Consider the following 15,341-nt stretch of genomic DNA (forward strand, 5'->3'; position numbering starts at 1 on the left):
CGTCTGTCATCCTGAGCTTGCGAAGGACCTTATCACGGTAGAGTAATCATTGTTCTTACAACTCGTTCAGCCGTGATAAGGTCCTTCGCAAGCTCAGGATGACAGACGTATGGTATTTGCCGAAAAGGCTCAAGCCAGCCTCTGCAGCAGCGCCAGCAGCTCTCCCTGAGTCGTCTGGGTTTTGTCGTGGGCGTACCAAGCGTGCACCTGCTCGGCGTACTGCTCGTGGGTGGCGCCCTGGGCTTTCAGGTCAAGCAGCAGTTTCTGGGCCGGGGCGGGGCGTGGGCCCCACTGCGCTACTTCGGTCAGCGTATCGGGATGCAGCACCACCAGCTTCGGAATAGCGCGGGCCCCGTTGGTGAGGTAGCGGTCCATGAGGGCGGGATGCTCGTCGCGCAGCACGTAGTGGGTGCTGATTTTGCCGCCCGAGGCCTGCGCTATGGCTTCCAGCACGGGCACAATCTGGGAAGCGTCGCCGCACCAGCCTTCGGTGATGATAAGCCAGACGTAGCGCTGCCGCAGGCCGGCCAGCGCCGTTTGCACGGCCGGCAGCAGGTGCGTGGTTTTGTCGAGGCGACGCATGCGCTGCAAGTTCAGGCGCGTGTAATCGGTCAGGGCTTCCGACTGCTCGGGGCCGGTGGTTTTGCCGTCGGCCAGCAACTCATCAATCAGCTTCCGGTAGGCCGGATAGGAATACGCCGCGGCTAATTGCTCGGCAGAGACGATGGGGGAAACAACAGCGGTAGGCATAGGGCGAGGCGAAAACGGTGGGAAGGCAGATGCTCCTTAAACCCCAAAACCCCGGCCGGGTTGCGCCGGTCGGGGTTTAGAAGTGTGAATAGAGCAAGCGAAAAAGTTACAGGCTCACCGTCTCCTTGCCCGCCGCCGACAGCTCGCGGCAGTAGGTAATGAAGTCGGTGTTGATGGGCTCCAGCCCCTGCTCGCGCAGCTTAATGGCCACCTGGCCGCGGTGATAATTGCCGTGAATGGGTAGGTGCGTGTAGATATCCGATACCTGGCTGGTAAACGACTCGCCGGCCGAGTTGGTGTAGCTAATCAGGCGGTGCAGCTCGGTTTCATCGGCTTCGGCGGCCATGCGGTATACGCGGGCCGTCGATTGCTCGTGCCAGTAGTGCAGGCCGGCCAGATCGTGCTCCTGCCACACTTTCACGGGGCTGGGCGTGGCGGTGAGGCGGCCAATCCAGATAGACTGGGCATTGAGTACGTGGCTGAACAGGCGCAGCACATTGGCCGGAATAGTGGCCCCGCCGGCTACCAGGCGGTCGAGGTGGCTGAGCAGGGTTTCGTTGGCCCACACGTTGTAAGCCCCCAGTTTTTCAATGGTATTAATCATGTTCAAGGTGGTATGCGGTACTATACTCAGGGGCAAAGGTAGCCCTCGAAACTGAGCGGCGGCCTCGGACGAAACCGTTTTCCGCCTCTGCAGCTACCCCTCGCCGGCCCTTACCGGGGGTCTTGCCAGACCAGCATTTCGGCGGTTCGTTTTTTGGTGAAGTCGGCGCAGTTGCCGTCGCCGCGGCCGGTGATGCCGCCGTCGGGGTGGCAAAGCACCTTGCCTTTGGCATCGTATACGGTGCTAAACTGGTCGCAGCAGGGTGCGGTTTCGAAGTACACCGCCTCGCCATTGTAGCGGTAGCGGTAGATGTGGATGGGCGGGTTCAGCTTGGGTTCGGCCAGGTGACTCTGAATACGGGCTTCCAGCCACCGGGGCCGGGCCGTGGTATCGAATGCGGCGGGGCGGTTGCGGGTCAGGTTGGTGGTGTTGGCGCTGGTGGGGTTGGGCGTATCGGGGCCGCTCACGCTGCCCGATACCGGCGCATCGGTGGGGGTAGTAACGGCCACGCCCCGCTGGCAGGCCCCGGTGAGAAGCAGTGCGGCAGAGCTAACGGCAAAAAACAGGGTCGGACGCATGGGCATCAATGAGCAATGAACGATGAGGAATGAGCAGTTGGCTGATCAGGAAACGACCGTACTTGCTTACGCCGGCCTGACCCAATTGTTCCTGCCGGCCCTTACCTGCTCCTTTCATATTCCTTGCTCATTCTTCCTTGCTGATTGGTCATTGCTCCTTGATCATTGCCAGAAGCGGCGGGCCAAACACCAGCAGCCCCACCACCAGCGCCGCCACCGCTACCACCAGCACCGCGCCGGCCGCCACGTCTTTGGCCCGGCCCGCCAGCGCGTGGTACTCCGGCGACACCAGATCGGTGAGGGCCTCCACGGCCGTGTTCAGCAGCTCCGCGCTCCACACCACCCCGATGGCCAGCGCCACCAAGGCCCACTCCAGCCGCGTGATGCCGAGACAAAACCCCAGCCCCACCGCCGCCGCCGTGGCCGCCGCGTGGAAGCGCAGATGCACCTCCGTGCGCAACGCCGCCGCCACCCCGCGAAACGCGTGGCCGAAGCTGGCTATGCGGCGGCGCAGCCGGCCAGCGTGGGCATCGGGCTTAGCCCCGGGCATCGAATTCCTGAAAAACTGTTTTGCGCAGCACGTCCCATTCCGGCTTCAGAATGCTGAAATATACGGAGTCGCGGCGGCGGCCGCCCTGCGTGGGCATGTGGCTGCGCAGGGTGCCCTCCTCGGTAGCACCCATGCGGCGCATCGCCTCGCGCGACTGCCAGTTCAGGGCATCGGTTTTCAGCTCCACCCGCTCGCAGCCCAGCTCGCCAAAGGCATATTTGAGCAGCAGGTGCTTCACGGCGCGGTTCAGGCCGGTGCGCTGAAAATCGCGCCCCAGCCACGTCCAGCCGATTTCCAGGCGCTTGTCTTCCAGCGCAAAGCTGCCGTAGCTGGTGCTGCCCACCACGCGGCCCGAAGTGCGGTCGATGATGGCGAATGGGTAGCGGCGGTGCTGCGCCCGGTCGTGGGCTGCCTGGGTCAGGTAGGCCGCCAGCCCCACCGCATCGCCGGGATTGGGCGTGGTGGTGAAGCGCCAGATTTCGGGGTCGAAAATAACGGCCTTGAGGTCGTCAAAGTCCGAAGCTTCCAACGGCCGCAGCCGGACGCGGGCGTTTTCGAGGGTGATGCAGCGGGAGCAGTCCATATGGGGGAGTTGGAGCCGCAAAGATGCCAAAAAAGCAAAAGCCGCTGTTCCGGCGGAATCAGCGGCTTTCGCGGTGACAGATGTTAACGCCTAAAAAGCGTAGGTATAGCCGGGAATTTGCGGCTGAGGCAGCAATTCCCACACTTCATGGCCGGCTTCCGTCACGAAAGCCAAGCGTGCCTTGCCAGGTTCGAACACCGGCCTGGCTCGCTTGCGGGCCTCCCGCTCCGCCTGACGCGGGTCGTTGCGCTTAGAAGTTTTCTTGAAAGATGATTTCATATGCATCAATGATTGCCTGACAAACAGCGGGTTGACGCGCTTTGTTCAGCGGTAAAACAAATATACTGCTCTGCTCCGGGATGGTGTCAACAGTGTACCGTTGAGGATCAATCTTTTGTTCGAGCATAGCCTTGTATAGTCTGAACCGTTTGGTATTCTCATCCGATGTCTCGTCCAGCATAGCCGCCGCCACAAATCCGAAGCACGCCTCCGGATCGTGGCGGATGGTGCGGGCAATGATGTCGAGTACCGTAGCGCCCAGCTTGCCGGCCGCGTGCTGGTGCGTGCGCAGCCGGTAGCGGTTCACGTTCTGTACTTTGGCGTAGAAATCAACAGTATAGAGGTGGCCGTCGTAGGCACGCACTTCCACCAGATACTTGCGCCGCGAACTGGGCGAGTGCAGAAAGAACTTGTAAATCCACTCGAAGCGCCAGCTGCCCAACCCCGTCCGGTTGCGGTTGCGCTGCACCAGGCGGTATGGTTGGATGGCGTTGAACACGTGCTTTGGGATGAAGCTGTTTAGGAAGTTGTCTAAACCAGATCCAGCACGTCATTCCGAGCGAAGCCGAGGAATCTCGCGTGCTGATGTTGGATTACTAATCCCGTGTCAGCACGCGAGATTCCTCGGCTTCGCTCGGAATGACGCTCTTTTACAGAAGCTGCTTGGCAGCCCTATTTCTTCAGCTCGCCCACCATATCCTCCGGCTTCAGCCACTCATCAAACTCGGCCTCCGTCAGATAGCCGAGCTGCAGGGCCGTTTCCTTCAGCGTTGAGCCGTTTTTGTGGGCCGTTTGGGCAATTTCGGCAGCTTTGTAGTAGCCGATGTGCGGGTTCAGGGCCGTTACGAGCATCAAGGACGAATCGACGTGCTTCTTGATGTTGGCCTCGATGGGCTGAATGCCCTCGGCGCACCGGTCGTTGAACGACACGCACACGTCGCCGATGAGGCGGGCCGAGTGCAGGAAGTTGTAGATCATCACGGGCTTGAACACGTTCAGCTCGAAGTGCCCGCTCATGCCACCAATGTTGATGGCCACGTCGTTGCCCATCACCTGGGCCGCTACCATCGTCATGGCTTCGCACTGGGTAGGGTTCACCTTGCCGGGCATGATGCTGGAGCCGGGCTCATTGTCGGGAATGTGCAGCTCGCCGATGCCGGCGCGGGGGCCCGAGGCCAGCAAACGAATATCGTTGCCGATTTTCATCAGCGAAGCGGCCACCGTTTTCAACGCCCCGTGGGCTTCCACAATGGCGTCGTGGGCGGCCAGGGCCTCAAACTTGTTTTCGGCCGTGATGAAGGGCAGGCCGGTGAGGTCGGCAATGTGCTTGGCTACGTTCTCCGAATAGCCGGCGGGCGTGTTGATGCCGGTGCCCACGGCCGTGCCGCCCAGGGCCAGCTCGCTCAGGTGAGCCAGCGTGTTTTTGATGGCCCGCAGGCCGTGGTCGAGCTGCGACACGTAGCCCGAAAACTCCTGCCCCACCGTCAGCGGGGTGGCATCCATGAGGTGCGTGCGGCCGATTTTGACGATGTGCATAAACTGCTGGCTCTTGGCTTTGAGCGTGTCGCGCAGCTTTTCGATACCGGGAATGGTGACCTCAACCAGAATTTTGTAGGCGGCAATGTGCATGGCCGTCGGGAACGTGTCGTTGGAGCTTTGGCTCTTGTTCACATCGTCGTTGGGGGCCAATACCTTCTTTTCGTCCTGGAGGCTGCCGCCCTGCAGCACGTGGCCGCGGTAGGCAATTACCTCGTTCACGTTCATGTTGCTCTGCGTGCCCGAGCCGGTTTGCCACACCACCAGCGGGAATTCCTTATCGAGCTTGCCATCCAGAATCTCGTCGCAGACGCGGCCAATGAGGTCGGCTTTTTCGGCGGGCAGAATGCCGGCGTCGCGGTTGGTAAGGGCGGCGGCTTTCTTTAGGTAGGCAAAAGCGCGGATGATTTCCTTGGGCATCCGGTTGATGTCCTGGGCAATCTGGAAGTTGTCGATGCTGCGCTGGGTCTGGGCGCCGAAGTAGGCGTCGGCCGGCACCTGCACGGTGCCCATGGTGTCTTTCTCGGTGCGGAACTGAGTCATGCTGCTGGCGGGGATGAAGAGGATAGGAAAACAAACCGGCGCGGGGCGGAGCCGGCGCGGCGCAAAAGTACGCAACTACGCGCCGGGCACTACGCCTACCCCAAAATTCTGCCCCTCCCCCGCCGCACCGGCTGCGTATAGCCTTGAAACAACCAACCGATACCCGCCATGAAAAAGACCTTTGAAGACGAATCCGATGCCCTTTCGGCGCAGCCCGATCAGCCTACCACGGCCCAGCCCGCCGCTACCACCACGCCCGGCACCGGCACCACTCCAATACCCCTGGCCGGCAACGGGGCTCCGGCCTACGGCCAGGTGCCGCTGAAAACGCAGCCCGACCAGCCCCAGGACATAACCCCCGGCGGCAGCGCCACCGCCCCCGAAAGTGGCGGCGGCTACAGCGGCTAGTCTGAGTTACTTCGGCCGCGCCGCCTGTCCTGGTGCCATTTGGCGTATGGAAAACGAAGGACCTTCCCGCGCCGCCTGTCATCCTGAGCTTGCGAAGGACCTTGTCAAGGAATAACGAGTCGTTGTTACGATAGTCGTTCAACTGGCATAAGGTCTTTCGCTGGGCTCAGGATGACAGGCGGCGCGTCATTACTTCAAAAACTCACGGAAATCTCCACCGCCAAGTCGGCGCGGCGGCCGTTGGCGACGCCGGACTGCCAGGCGGGACCTTCGCAGATGAGGCGAATGGCTTCCGCATCGTAGTCGGGCCGCAGACTGCGCAGCACCCGGAAGTTTTCCAGCTTGCCGGCCGCCGTCACCGTGAATTGCAGGCGCACCGAGCCATCCAGGCCCTTAGCCGGCGGCTCGGGCCGGAAGTCAATTTCGCGCCGCAGATACTCGCGCAGCTTCCCATAGCCCCCCACGGGCTGCGGGCTAACGGTGACGGCCATCGGCAGCTTGGCCGGGCGGGCCGCGCCTTCCTCGCGGCTTGTTTTGGCAGTGGTCAAATCGGCTTTGGCGGCAATGCTGCCAACTGTTACAGTATCGGGCTGCGGGGCATCGGCAGCTGTTGGCGGCGCTTGCGCAGCCGCAACCCCGGCGGCAGGAGTCGGCGCGGCCTGCGCACTGGCCTCATTCAGCGCTACTGGCGCCGCAGCCTTACCAGCCGCCACCGGCCCAGCCGCCCCAGTAGCGGCCGGGCGGGCCGGGCGCTTAGCCGCCAGCGCCCGCCGCCGCGCCGGCCGCCGGTCGGCCACCGGGGCCGGGGCGCGGGCCGGGGCGACAGCCGAAGCCGTTTCAGACCCGGCCATTTCAGGCCCGGCCGCAGCCGGCGGGCTGGCCGCCGCATCCATTGCCCCGGAGGCTAATGTTTCGGGCGCGGCGACGGGCGGCGCGGGCCGGGCCGGCGTAGCCACGGCTACCTCTTGCTCTTCCGCCGACTTGCCGTTGGGCCGCAGCCCAAACCAGGCCATGGTGCTCACGGCCAGCACTAGCAGCACCGCCGCCACGGCCCGCCAGCTAGCCGTGCCGCGCCGAGGCTCCGCTTCCTGCGCCACGCGCTGGTGCAGGCGGGTGCGCAGCGTAGCCAGGGCAGCCTCGGTAGTCGCGGCATCCGACAGGGCCAATCCTTCCAACACATCATGGCAGCGCGCACAGGCTAGTGTGTGGGCCTCAATACGGTGCTGCTCGGCGGCGGGCAGCGTGCCGGCCACGTACTGCCGCAGCAGGGACAGCGGCAGGTGCCCGGCCGCTGCCTTGTCGTGGGAGGGGGCAGCGGGGGGCGGCGGGGGCACGGGAGGCTGGTTAGCGGGCCGCATTGGCACTGGACGTATGGTTGGGAGGTGAGGTGAGGGCGTGGCGGAGGTTACGCTTGCCGTTTTGCAGGTGGCTTTTCACCAGGCTCAGGTCGAAGCCGGTTTCGTGGGCAATGTCGCGGTAGCACTTTTTTTCGAGGTAAAACAGCTCCAGGCAGCGGCGTTGGGCGGCGGGCAAGCCGGCCAGCGCGTGCTCCAGGGCCTGCAGGCGCGCTTCGGTCAGCTCCTGCTCCTCGGCGTCATCGGTCAGATGCGCCGCGCCCACCGATTCCACACCGGCGGCATCGGGAAACTGCACCAGCACCGGCCCGCTCTCGGGTCCGGCCCGCTGGCGGCTGCGCAACATCATGAGGCAATGGTTGCGGGCGGTGGCGTGCAGCCAGGCCGGAAAGTGCGCCACCTCGTGGCGGCGCAGCGTGTCAATTAGCTTCTCGAATAGCTGCATCACGGCATCCTGCGCGTCTTCGTCGGGGCGCAGATACTTGCGGCAAATGGCAAATACCACCGGCATGTGCCGCTCATAGAGCACACCCAGGTCGGCCACCGCGCCGTGCTGGCGGTAGCGGGCGAGCAGCTCCGCATCGGAAAGCTCGGTGGGCGACGGGGGACGGCGGGAGAAAAACATGACGAACGAGCCAGAGACGAAATGTACGCATTTGGCCGCGCTGAAACGCCGCCTTCTATCCCCATTCACCGACCACGAAAACCCGCTCGGGCTTTGACCCTGGCGCAGAATATTTTTGGCTGGATGTGTGGAATAAGCGGCCCCAGCGCATCTGGTCTTTGCAACGCTCCACTCCTGCTTCAGCATCTTCTGGCAGAGGGGGCCAGGTATCGGCGGGGAGGTGGCGGAACTTAAGAAACCGGCGGGCGCGGGCTGTTGCAGCAGCCGCGGCGGCCGGCTCCGCGCCTCCCCGCTCTGCGCTGGGTTCTGGGGTGGCCGCGTTAGCGCGCTTTTCTAGTGTTTCACAATAATTTACCTCACCATTCAATGCATATTTCTTCCCTCCAGATTCCAAGTCCCTGCGCTGAAAGCTGGGAAGCCATGACCCCGCAGGGTGCGGGCCGGCACTGCGCCAGCTGCCAGCAGGTCGTGATAGATTTCACCCAGAAAACCGATGCGGAAATACTGGCCATTCTCGGCGCGACGGCGGCGGCGGGCCACGTCTGCGGGCGGCTGCGGAGCACCCAGTTGAACCGCCCTTTGCGCGGCCTGGCAACCGGCAGCCGGGCCAGCGGCTGGCGCACGATGCTGGCGGCCACGGCAGCGCTGTTGGGTCTGCGCGAGCTGGTGGCCCCGGCCGCGGCCCGCGCCCAGAGCTACAAAGTACACCAGCCCAACTTCGGCCGCCACTCCTTCCAGCACCCGCTGTCCGCGCCGCGGCCCGCAGCGGCGACGGCAGCAACAGTAGAAGCCGCCCCGGCCGACACGGCTTTTCATAGTCAGCTCAGCGGGCAGGTGACGGATGAAAAAGGCCAGCCGCTGCCGGGCGTCACGGTGCTGCTGCAAGGCACCCAAAACGGCATTTCGAGCGATGCTGACGGCCGTTTTACGCTGACGGTAGCACGGGCCGAGCGGGCTATTCCCATTGGGTTTCATTCCATCGGCTACGTCACCAGCTTTATTCCTCAGCCGGCTGATGGGCAGCCGCTGCGGGTGGTGCTGAGGGAGGATATGCGGGATTTGGGCGGCGTGATTGTCGTAGGTGGCCCTGCCTACGGCCCCATTTATACCCCACGCGGCATCTGGAGCCGGTTGCGCAGCATTCCGTACCGCATCGGCGGCCTGTTTCGGTAGCACGCAGCACTGGCCCGGCCGAAACTTATTTTGCCGACTAACGCTTGTTATCAGCCAATCCTTTTTCACCTTTGGTCCGTTCAACCCTCGAACACAACTCCGATTTTCTGATGCGTACCGGCTTGGCTCAGTATTATTTCAACTACTACTTTTTCTACGCCACCGCGTAGAAACGAGGCCGTATGTGGTAGCATCCCCAGCATACTTCAAAAGAGCCTCTCGCATCCCGGGAGGCTCTTTTTTTGGTTTTAACTCCCACGTTCCCATGTTCCATCAGCACCGCGCTTATTACGGGTATTGCTCCTGCTACCGCAAGCAGCGGCTGCCCTATTGCTGTATCTGAGCGTTTCAGAACCACTTTTCAGCAAAAGACCAGGGCCCCGCACACCGGAGGCCCTTTTTTATTGCCTTTTCTCTACCGACTTCACCCAATCTTCCCTCCTCACGCTTCCATGAATATCTCCGTAGCCAGCCGCCTGCAGCATACCAGCGAATACTACTTCTCCCAGAAGCTGCGCGAAATTGAAGCGCTGAACCAGACCGGGGCGCAAGTCATCAACCTCGGCATTGGCAGCCCGGATAGGCCGCCCCACCCCCGCGTGGTGGCGGCCCTGACCGAGGCCGCCCGCCAGCCACATACCCACGCCTACCAGAGCTACAAAGGCGCGCCGGCCCTGCGCCAGGCTATGGCGGCCTGGTACGGGCACCACTACGGCGTGGCGCTGGATGCCGACTCGGAAATTCTGCCTTTGCTGGGCTCCAAAGAAGGTATTATGCACCTGAGCATGACGTTTCTGGAGGCCGGCGACGAGGTGCTGATTCCGAACCCCGGCTACCCGGCCTACCGCGCCGCCGCCCAGCTCAGCGGGGCCACGCCCGTCGAATACGACCTCACGGCCGCCGATAGCTGGCTGCCCGACCTCGACGCGCTGGCCCGCCGCGACTTGCGCCGCGTGAAGCTGATGTGGGTGAACTACCCGCACATGCCCACCGGCACGCCCGCCGAGCCGGGGTTTTTCGCGCGGCTGGTGGCCTTCGCCACGGCCCACGATATTCTGCTGGTGCACGACAATCCGTACGGCTTCATCCTGAACAACGACCCGCCGCAAAGCCTGTTGGCGGTGCCGGGGGCGCGGGAAGTGGCGCTGGAGCTGAACTCGCTGAGCAAGTCGCACAACATGGCGGGCTGGCGCGTGGGCATGCTGGCCGGCCGCGCCGACCTGTTGCAGCAGGTGCTGCGCTTCAAGAGCAACCTCGACTCAGGCATGTTTCTGCCGGTGCAGCTGGCGGCCGTGGCGGCCCTGGAGCTAGGTGAGGAGTGGTACGCCGAATTGAACGCCCACTACCGCGCCCGCCGGGAGCTGGTATTCGCGTTGCTCGATGCCATTGGCTGCCCCTACGCGCCAAACCAGGTGAGCCTGTTCGTGTGGGCCGCCATTCCGGCCGGCTACGCCGATGGCTACGCGCTGAGCGACCGGCTGCTGCACGCGGCCCGCGTGTTCATCACGCCCGGCGGCATCTTCGGTTCCAATGGCAACGGCTTCATCCGCGTGAGTCTGTGCCAGCCAACGCAAGTGCTGCAAGAGGCGCTGGCCCGGATTACGAATGCCCGCCTGAACGAAGCCAACTGAACGACCTCCCTTTCCCTCTGCGCAACCCTCCGCGAACCTCTGCGGGAAAACTCCTCCAAACGATCTTCCCCATGATTGTCACTATAATTGGCCTGGGCCTGATCGGCGGCTCCCTCGCCATCAGCCTCAAAGAAAAAGGCCTCGTCACCCACCGCATCGGCGTCGATCTGAGCCCCGAGAACTGCCGGAAAGCCCTGGCACTGGGCTTCATCGACGAAATAAGCCCCGACCTGGCCGCCGCCGTGCAACGCGCCGATCTGGTGGTGGTGGCCGTGCCGATGGATGCCATGCTCACGGTGCTGCCCCAGGTGCTGGATGCCGTGGAAAACCAGGTGGTTATCGATGTAGGCTCCACTAAATCGATGCTGCTGGCGGCCGTGGCCGGGCACCTGCGGCGGGGCCGGTTTGTGGCCGTGCACCCCATGGCGGGCACCGAATACTCGGGGCCGGAGGCGGCCGTAGCGGGCCTGTTCGAGGATAAAACGCTGGTAATCTGCGATGCCGACCAGAGCGACGCGGATGCGGTGGCGCAGGTCAAGCAGCTTTTCACGCAGCTGGCTATGCGCATTGAATACCTCGATGCCGCGGCCCACGATCTGCACACGGCCTACGTGTCGCACATCTCGCACATCACTTCCTTTGCCCTGGCCCTCACGGTGTTGGAGAAAGAAAAAGAAGTGGACCAGATTTTCGCGCTGGCCAGCGGGGGCTTTGCCTCCACGGTGCGCCTGGCCAAAAGCTCGCCCGCCATGTGGGTGCCCATCTTCCGCCAAAACCGCGTGAACGTGCTTGATGTGCTCGATGAGCACATCAAGCAGCTGCAGCATTTGCGGCAATTGATTGACCATGAAGATTTTGCCGCGGTTTATCAGCAGATAGAGCAGGCGAATCTGATTAAGAAGATTTTGAAGTAAACAACAAGCCCGAGCTAAGAAGCTACAAGCTAGAAAAGCTAGTTCCCCTCCTTTTTTCAAATTCCGCGCATCAAGCGGCGTGGGTGCCCGAAGGGCGGGGTGGTTAGCTAGAGCTAGAGAACTAGAGTTAGCCTTCGTTCAACGATTGCCCCCCCCCCAACCCCTCCTTGAAAAAAGGAGGGGAGCTTAACCTTAGCCTTAGCTCTAACATCCTCTCCCCCAAAACTCAAACCCCAACATACATCATGCAATCCGCTCTTTTCAACCGCCAGCCCGACGACAAACCTTACCTGATTGCCGGGCCGTGCTCGGCCGAAACCGAGGAGCAGGTGCTCGATACCTGCCAGCGCTTGGCCGCCACTGGCAAAGTGCAGGCCCTGCGCGCGGGCATCTGGAAACCCCGCACCAAGCCCGGCGGCTTCGAGGGCGTGGGCACCAAGGGCCTGCCGTGGCTCAAGAAAGCCAGCGAGCTGACCGGCCTGCCCATTGCCGTGGAAGTGGCCACCGCCAAGCACGTGGAGGACTGTCTGGCCTTCGGCGTCGATATTTTGTGGGTGGGCGCGCGCACTACCGGGAACCCGTTTTCGGTGCAGGAAATTGCCAACGTGCTGCGCGGCGTGCAGGTGCCGGTGTTGGTCAAAAATCCCATTCACCCGGAGCTGGAGCTGTGGACGGGGGCCGTGGAGCGCCTGCAAAAGGCCGGGCTGGCGCAGGTCGGGCTCATTCACCGCGGCTTCAGCAGCTACGGCAACACCGATTTCCGCAACGCGCCGATGTGGCATCTGCCCATCGAAATGAAGCGCCGCCACCCCGAAATGCCGCTGCTCTGCGACCCCAGCCACATCTGCGGCCGCCGCGATACGCTGTTCGGGGTGGCCCAGCAGGCGCTCAATTTGGGCTTCGAGGGCAACATGATTGAAAGCCACCAGAACCCCGACGCGGCCTGGAGCGACGCCAAGCAGCAGATAACGCCTGAGGTGCTCCGCGACCTGATCGAAGCGCTGGTGTGGCGGCACGAAACCACCGACCAGCGCGAGTTTCTCACGGCCCTGGCCGGCCTGCGCGAGCAGATCAATCAGATTGATGCCGAAATCATTCAGCTGCTGGGCCGCCGCATGGGCGTGGCCGAGAAGATTGGGGAATACAAAAAGGAAAACGACATCACCATTCTGCAGACCAGCCGCTGGAACGAGGTGCTGGAGCGTGCCCAGCGCCAGGGCTCGGCCGTGGGCCTCACGCCCGGGTTTGTGGAGCAATACCTGGCGGCGGTGCATCTGGAGTCGATTAACCGGCAGAATGGGGTGATGGAGCGGTAAGGGCCTTATCGACTGTTCCTTCTCGGCTGTCATCCTGGGCAGAGCGAAGGACCTTCCTCGTAGTTTCCTACAACCGTCTTTCAATGAGCAAAGCCCTTTACTACGCGCAGTAAAGAGCTTTGCTCATTTCACAAGGCTGGTTTCTTAACGGAGGAAGGTCCTTCGCAAGCTCAGGATGACAGATGTGGGCAGGTATAAACACAACGGCCGCCCATTTGCCCATCCGGGCCAATTGGCCGTACTTACGCCCATGCTCTTCTATACCGTGATGAAGCCCGTGGTGCAGGTGGCGCTGCGCGTGTTCTTTCGCCGCCTCGAAATCCGCCGCCGCGAGCGGCTGGAGCTGCCGGGCCCGATGCTGATTGTGTCGAACCACCCCAACACGCTGATGGACCCGCTGGTGGTGGCCGCCAATCGCCGCCAGCCCATTGCATTTCTGGCCAAGAGCACATTTTTCAAAAACCCTGTTTCCAGGGCCATTTTTACCTCCGGCAACTGCATCCCGATTTACCGGCGGCAGGATGCGGAGAGCGGCGATGCGGGTATCTCGCCCGAGGAGCTGGCCCGCCGCAACGAGGCCGCCTTCGGGCAGTGCTACGACTACTTCGACAAGGGCGGCGTCATCCAGATTTTCCCCGAGGGCACCAGCGTGAGCGAGCGGCGCCTGCGCCCGCTCAAAACCGGCGCGGCCCGCATCTCGCTCGGGGCCGAGGCCCGCCACGATTTTCGGCTGGGCCTGCGCATCCTGCCCATCGGCATCAACTACTTCGACCCCAGCCGCTTCCGCTCCGATGTATTCGTGAACGTGGGCCAGCCCATTGTGGTGGCCGACTACGCCGCCGCCTACCGCGCCGACCCCGAAGCCGCCGCCGCCGCCCTCACCGAAGAAATCCGGCGGCGGCTGGAGCGGCGCCTCATTATCACGCGCGACGCGGCCGAAGACGAGCTGGTGCAGCAGGTAGAGCGCACCTTCGGCGAGCACCTGGTGCCGGACGACGAAGAAACGCTGTATGATAATTTCCTGCTCAGCCGCACACTGCTGGAAGCGGTGCTGTATTTTGAGCAGCACGCCCCCGGCCGCCTCACCGAGCTGCGCGAGCTGCTCCGGCAGTATCTGCACACGCTCGGCCGCCTGCGCCTCACCGACGAAGCCCTGGAAGCCAGCAAGGGCCACGGCCAGCGCTGGACGCGGGCCACGGTTTCGGCCCTCAAGCTGGTGCTGGGCCTGCCGCTGTACCTATATGGGCTGCTGAACAACTACCTGCCTTATATTCTGCCCTCGCTCATTGCCAAAAGAGCCACCAAAGACTTGGAGTTCGTGGCCCCCATTATGATGGTGACGGGCATTCTCACGTTCGGCCTCTGCTACGCGGCTCAGATTGGGCTGGTGCATCACTTCACCCAAAGCTGGCTCTGGACCACGCTCTACGGCCTGAGTCTGCCCCCCGCCGGCTTCTACGCCCTCAGCTACTGGAACAGCCTCGCCGCCCGTCTGCGCCGGCTGCGGGCGCTGCGCCTGTTTCGCACGCAGCCGGCAGTTATGGAGAAGCTGCTGCTGCAGCGCGCCGCTATTCTGGGCCTGCTCAGCGAGCTGCGGGAAGCTTATTTGACGGCAACGGCGAGGTGAGCCGCCGCTATCCTGTCGCTGTACTTGTCACTGTTACTGTCACTGTCATCCTGAGCGGCGCGAAGCAAAGCGAAGGGCCTTCCTCCGTTAAGTGACCAGCCTTTTGAAATGAGCAAAGCCCTTTACCAACGTGCGGTAAAGGGCTTTGTGCGTTGAAAGGCGGTTGCAGAGAACTACGAGGAAGGTCCTTCGCAAGCTCAGGATGACAGACGACGTGGAGAAGAAAGTCTTTCGCCTCAAAAATCTGCCTTCAGCCCCAGCGCCAGCGTGAGCACTTGCCCGAACTTGAGGCCGTTGCGGTTCTGCGCGTAGCTGATCAGGTACAAGTCATTGCTGCCCAACTCGTAGTAGAACGACACATGGCGCGGCTCTTCGCGGGTGCTGCCGGGGCGCACGTACGATAAGCGCCCACCGGCCAGCGGCCCGTAGCGCGTATCGGTCGAAAACCAGTAGTAGCCTTTCGTGTACTGCCCGCGCTCCTCGTCGTTGAGGGTGCCGTGGGTGTAGCTGAAATACGCGCCCACTGTGAGGGGCTTGAGCTGCCATTGCTCGGCCAGCTGCACGGTGAAGGGCGAGTAGAGCATTTTGGCCGAGGCCAGCGTGAGCGTGGAGCCGGCAAAGCGCTTGGGCACGTAGCCCAGCAGAATATCGGTTTCCACCTTGTTGTTGGCGTAAGCATAGCCCGCCCCGGCCGCCACCATGCCCAGGCCGCCGCCCGTTTGCAGCACCAGGTGGCGCGGCCGATACCAAGGGTGCGCGGCCGTTGGGGCTTTCGTTTTTTTCGGAGCCTGCTCGGGTTCCGAGGCGGCCTGCGCGGCGGGGGCCAGCAGCACCGCCGCCGTGGCCAGAAGAAGAGAAAAGGGCCGCAC

At 62.9% G+C, this 15,341-nt stretch carries 17 protein-coding genes; 6 read left to right on the forward strand and 11 right to left on the reverse strand.

Annotated features, from left to right (window positions below; translation table 11 throughout):
* Positions 1–129 precede the first annotated feature (129 nt).
* The 8 genes from BUB62_RS02115 to fumC form a co-directional block, all read right to left on the reverse strand.
* Positions 130–750, reverse strand: coding sequence for a thioredoxin family protein (locus BUB62_RS02115; protein ID WP_073105528.1), 621 nt, complete (start codon positions 748–750; stop codon positions 130–132).
* A 106-nt stretch (positions 751–856) separates the two neighbouring features.
* Entirely contained in the window at positions 857–1,354 is a 498-nt protein-coding gene (locus tag BUB62_RS02120; RefSeq protein ID WP_073105531.1) for a DinB family protein, read from the reverse strand.
* Between the two features lie 110 nt (positions 1,355–1,464).
* Complete coding sequence (locus BUB62_RS18695; protein WP_143163987.1) at positions 1,465–1,932, reverse strand: DUF6970 domain-containing protein; 468 nt, start codon at positions 1,930–1,932, stop codon at positions 1,465–1,467.
* 148 nt (positions 1,933–2,080) lie between these two features.
* Complete coding sequence (locus BUB62_RS02130; protein ID WP_073105533.1) at positions 2,081–2,482, reverse strand: diacylglycerol kinase family protein; 402 nt, start codon at positions 2,480–2,482, stop codon at positions 2,081–2,083.
* The gene (locus BUB62_RS02135) at positions 2,469–3,065 is read right to left on the reverse strand and encodes a GNAT family N-acetyltransferase (RefSeq protein WP_073105536.1); all 597 of its coding nucleotides are present in this window, start codon (positions 3,063–3,065) and stop codon (positions 2,469–2,471) included. Before BUB62_RS02135 ends, BUB62_RS02130 begins: the two co-directional genes overlap by 14 nt.
* A 90-nt stretch (positions 3,066–3,155) precedes the next feature.
* Positions 3,156–3,344 carry a hypothetical protein gene (locus tag BUB62_RS18885; protein WP_143163988.1) on the reverse strand — a complete coding sequence of 63 codons (189 nt, stop codon included), beginning with the start codon at positions 3,342–3,344 and terminating at the stop codon, positions 3,156–3,158.
* Entirely contained in the window at positions 3,316–3,843 is a 528-nt protein-coding gene (locus BUB62_RS02140; RefSeq protein WP_073105538.1) for a hypothetical protein, read from the reverse strand. Before BUB62_RS02140 ends, BUB62_RS18885 begins: the two co-directional genes overlap by 29 nt.
* Before the next feature lie 173 nt (positions 3,844–4,016).
* Positions 4,017–5,423, reverse strand: a complete 1,407-nt coding sequence (gene fumC / locus BUB62_RS02145; RefSeq protein WP_073105541.1) for a class II fumarate hydratase — start codon at positions 5,421–5,423, stop codon at positions 4,017–4,019.
* A gap of 168 nt (positions 5,424–5,591) precedes the next feature.
* Here fumC and BUB62_RS02150 point away from each other — a divergent pair, with 168 nt between their 5' ends.
* Positions 5,592–5,831 (forward strand): hypothetical protein, encoded by a 240-nt coding sequence (locus BUB62_RS02150; RefSeq protein ID WP_073105544.1) that lies wholly within the window; start codon positions 5,592–5,594, stop codon positions 5,829–5,831.
* Positions 5,832–6,025: 194 nt separating this feature from the next.
* Here the strand turns inward: BUB62_RS02150 and BUB62_RS02155 are convergent, their stop codons facing one another.
* A complete protein-coding gene (locus tag BUB62_RS02155) occupies positions 6,026–7,165 on the reverse strand; it encodes an energy transducer TonB (RefSeq protein WP_159437387.1) in 1,140 nt (379 codons plus the stop codon).
* 10 nt (positions 7,166–7,175) lie between these two features.
* Positions 7,176–7,811: an RNA polymerase sigma factor gene (locus tag BUB62_RS02160; RefSeq protein ID WP_073105549.1), complete on the reverse strand. Its 636-nt coding sequence runs from the start codon at positions 7,809–7,811 to the stop codon at positions 7,176–7,178.
* 366 nt (positions 7,812–8,177) lie between these two features.
* On the opposite strand from BUB62_RS02160, the gene BUB62_RS02165 reads away from it, so the two are divergent.
* The 5 genes from BUB62_RS02165 to BUB62_RS02185 all read left to right on the forward strand — a co-directional run bounded on the left by BUB62_RS02165 (position 8,178) and on the right by BUB62_RS02185 (position 14,472).
* Positions 8,178–8,984 (forward strand): carboxypeptidase-like regulatory domain-containing protein, encoded by an 807-nt coding sequence (locus BUB62_RS02165; protein ID WP_073105552.1) that lies wholly within the window; start codon positions 8,178–8,180, stop codon positions 8,982–8,984.
* A 452-nt stretch (positions 8,985–9,436) separates the two neighbouring features.
* Entirely contained in the window at positions 9,437–10,615 is a 1,179-nt protein-coding gene (locus BUB62_RS02170; protein WP_073105555.1) for a pyridoxal phosphate-dependent aminotransferase, read from the forward strand.
* Between the two features lie 71 nt (positions 10,616–10,686).
* Positions 10,687–11,529 (forward strand): prephenate dehydrogenase, encoded by an 843-nt coding sequence (locus BUB62_RS02175; RefSeq protein WP_073105558.1) that lies wholly within the window; start codon positions 10,687–10,689, stop codon positions 11,527–11,529.
* 245 nt (positions 11,530–11,774) lie between these two features.
* Complete coding sequence (locus BUB62_RS02180; RefSeq protein ID WP_073105560.1) at positions 11,775–12,845, forward strand: chorismate mutase; 1,071 nt, start codon at positions 11,775–11,777, stop codon at positions 12,843–12,845.
* A gap of 250 nt (positions 12,846–13,095) precedes the next feature.
* Positions 13,096–14,472, forward strand: coding sequence for a 1-acyl-sn-glycerol-3-phosphate acyltransferase (locus BUB62_RS02185; protein WP_073105562.1), 1,377 nt, complete (start codon positions 13,096–13,098; stop codon positions 14,470–14,472).
* A 236-nt stretch (positions 14,473–14,708) separates the two neighbouring features.
* On the opposite strand, the gene BUB62_RS02190 is transcribed toward BUB62_RS02185, so the two are convergent.
* Positions 14,709–15,341, reverse strand: a complete 633-nt coding sequence (locus BUB62_RS02190) for a hypothetical protein (protein WP_159437388.1) — start codon at positions 15,339–15,341, stop codon at positions 14,709–14,711.

Origin of the sequence: Hymenobacter daecheongensis DSM 21074 (assembly GCF_900141805.1) — a bacterium.
Taxonomy (GTDB): Bacteria; Bacteroidota; Bacteroidia; order Cytophagales; family Hymenobacteraceae; genus Hymenobacter; species Hymenobacter daecheongensis.

Excerpts from the sequence above, each read along its gene's own strand:
- BUB62_RS02130 (WP_073105533.1), bottom strand. The coding sequence starts at position 2,482 with ATGCCCGGGGCTAAGCCCGATGCCCACGCTGGCCGGCTGCGCCGCCGC.
- BUB62_RS02165 (WP_073105552.1), top strand. The coding sequence starts at position 8,178 with ATGCATATTTCTTCCCTCCAGATTCCAAGTCCCTGCGCTGAAAGCTGG.
- BUB62_RS02160 (WP_073105549.1), bottom strand. The coding sequence starts at position 7,811 with ATGTTTTTCTCCCGCCGTCCCCCGTCGCCCACCGAGCTTTCCGATGCG.
- BUB62_RS02175 (WP_073105558.1), top strand. The coding sequence starts at position 10,687 with ATGATTGTCACTATAATTGGCCTGGGCCTGATCGGCGGCTCCCTCGCC.
- BUB62_RS02135 (WP_073105536.1), bottom strand. The coding sequence starts at position 3,065 with ATGGACTGCTCCCGCTGCATCACCCTCGAAAACGCCCGCGTCCGGCTG.
- BUB62_RS02170 (WP_073105555.1), top strand. The coding sequence starts at position 9,437 with ATGAATATCTCCGTAGCCAGCCGCCTGCAGCATACCAGCGAATACTAC.
- BUB62_RS02115 (WP_073105528.1), bottom strand. The coding sequence starts at position 750 with ATGCCTACCGCTGTTGTTTCCCCCATCGTCTCTGCCGAGCAATTAGCC.
- fumC (WP_073105541.1), bottom strand. The coding sequence starts at position 5,423 with ATGACTCAGTTCCGCACCGAGAAAGACACCATGGGCACCGTGCAGGTG.
- BUB62_RS02185 (WP_073105562.1), top strand. The coding sequence starts at position 13,096 with ATGCTCTTCTATACCGTGATGAAGCCCGTGGTGCAGGTGGCGCTGCGC.
- BUB62_RS02180 (WP_073105560.1), top strand. The coding sequence starts at position 11,775 with ATGCAATCCGCTCTTTTCAACCGCCAGCCCGACGACAAACCTTACCTG.
- BUB62_RS02120 (WP_073105531.1), bottom strand. The coding sequence starts at position 1,354 with ATGATTAATACCATTGAAAAACTGGGGGCTTACAACGTGTGGGCCAAC.
- BUB62_RS02150 (WP_073105544.1), top strand. The coding sequence starts at position 5,592 with ATGAAAAAGACCTTTGAAGACGAATCCGATGCCCTTTCGGCGCAGCCC.
- BUB62_RS18885 (WP_143163988.1), bottom strand. The coding sequence starts at position 3,344 with ATGAAATCATCTTTCAAGAAAACTTCTAAGCGCAACGACCCGCGTCAG.
- BUB62_RS18695 (WP_143163987.1), bottom strand. The coding sequence starts at position 1,932 with ATGCGTCCGACCCTGTTTTTTGCCGTTAGCTCTGCCGCACTGCTTCTC.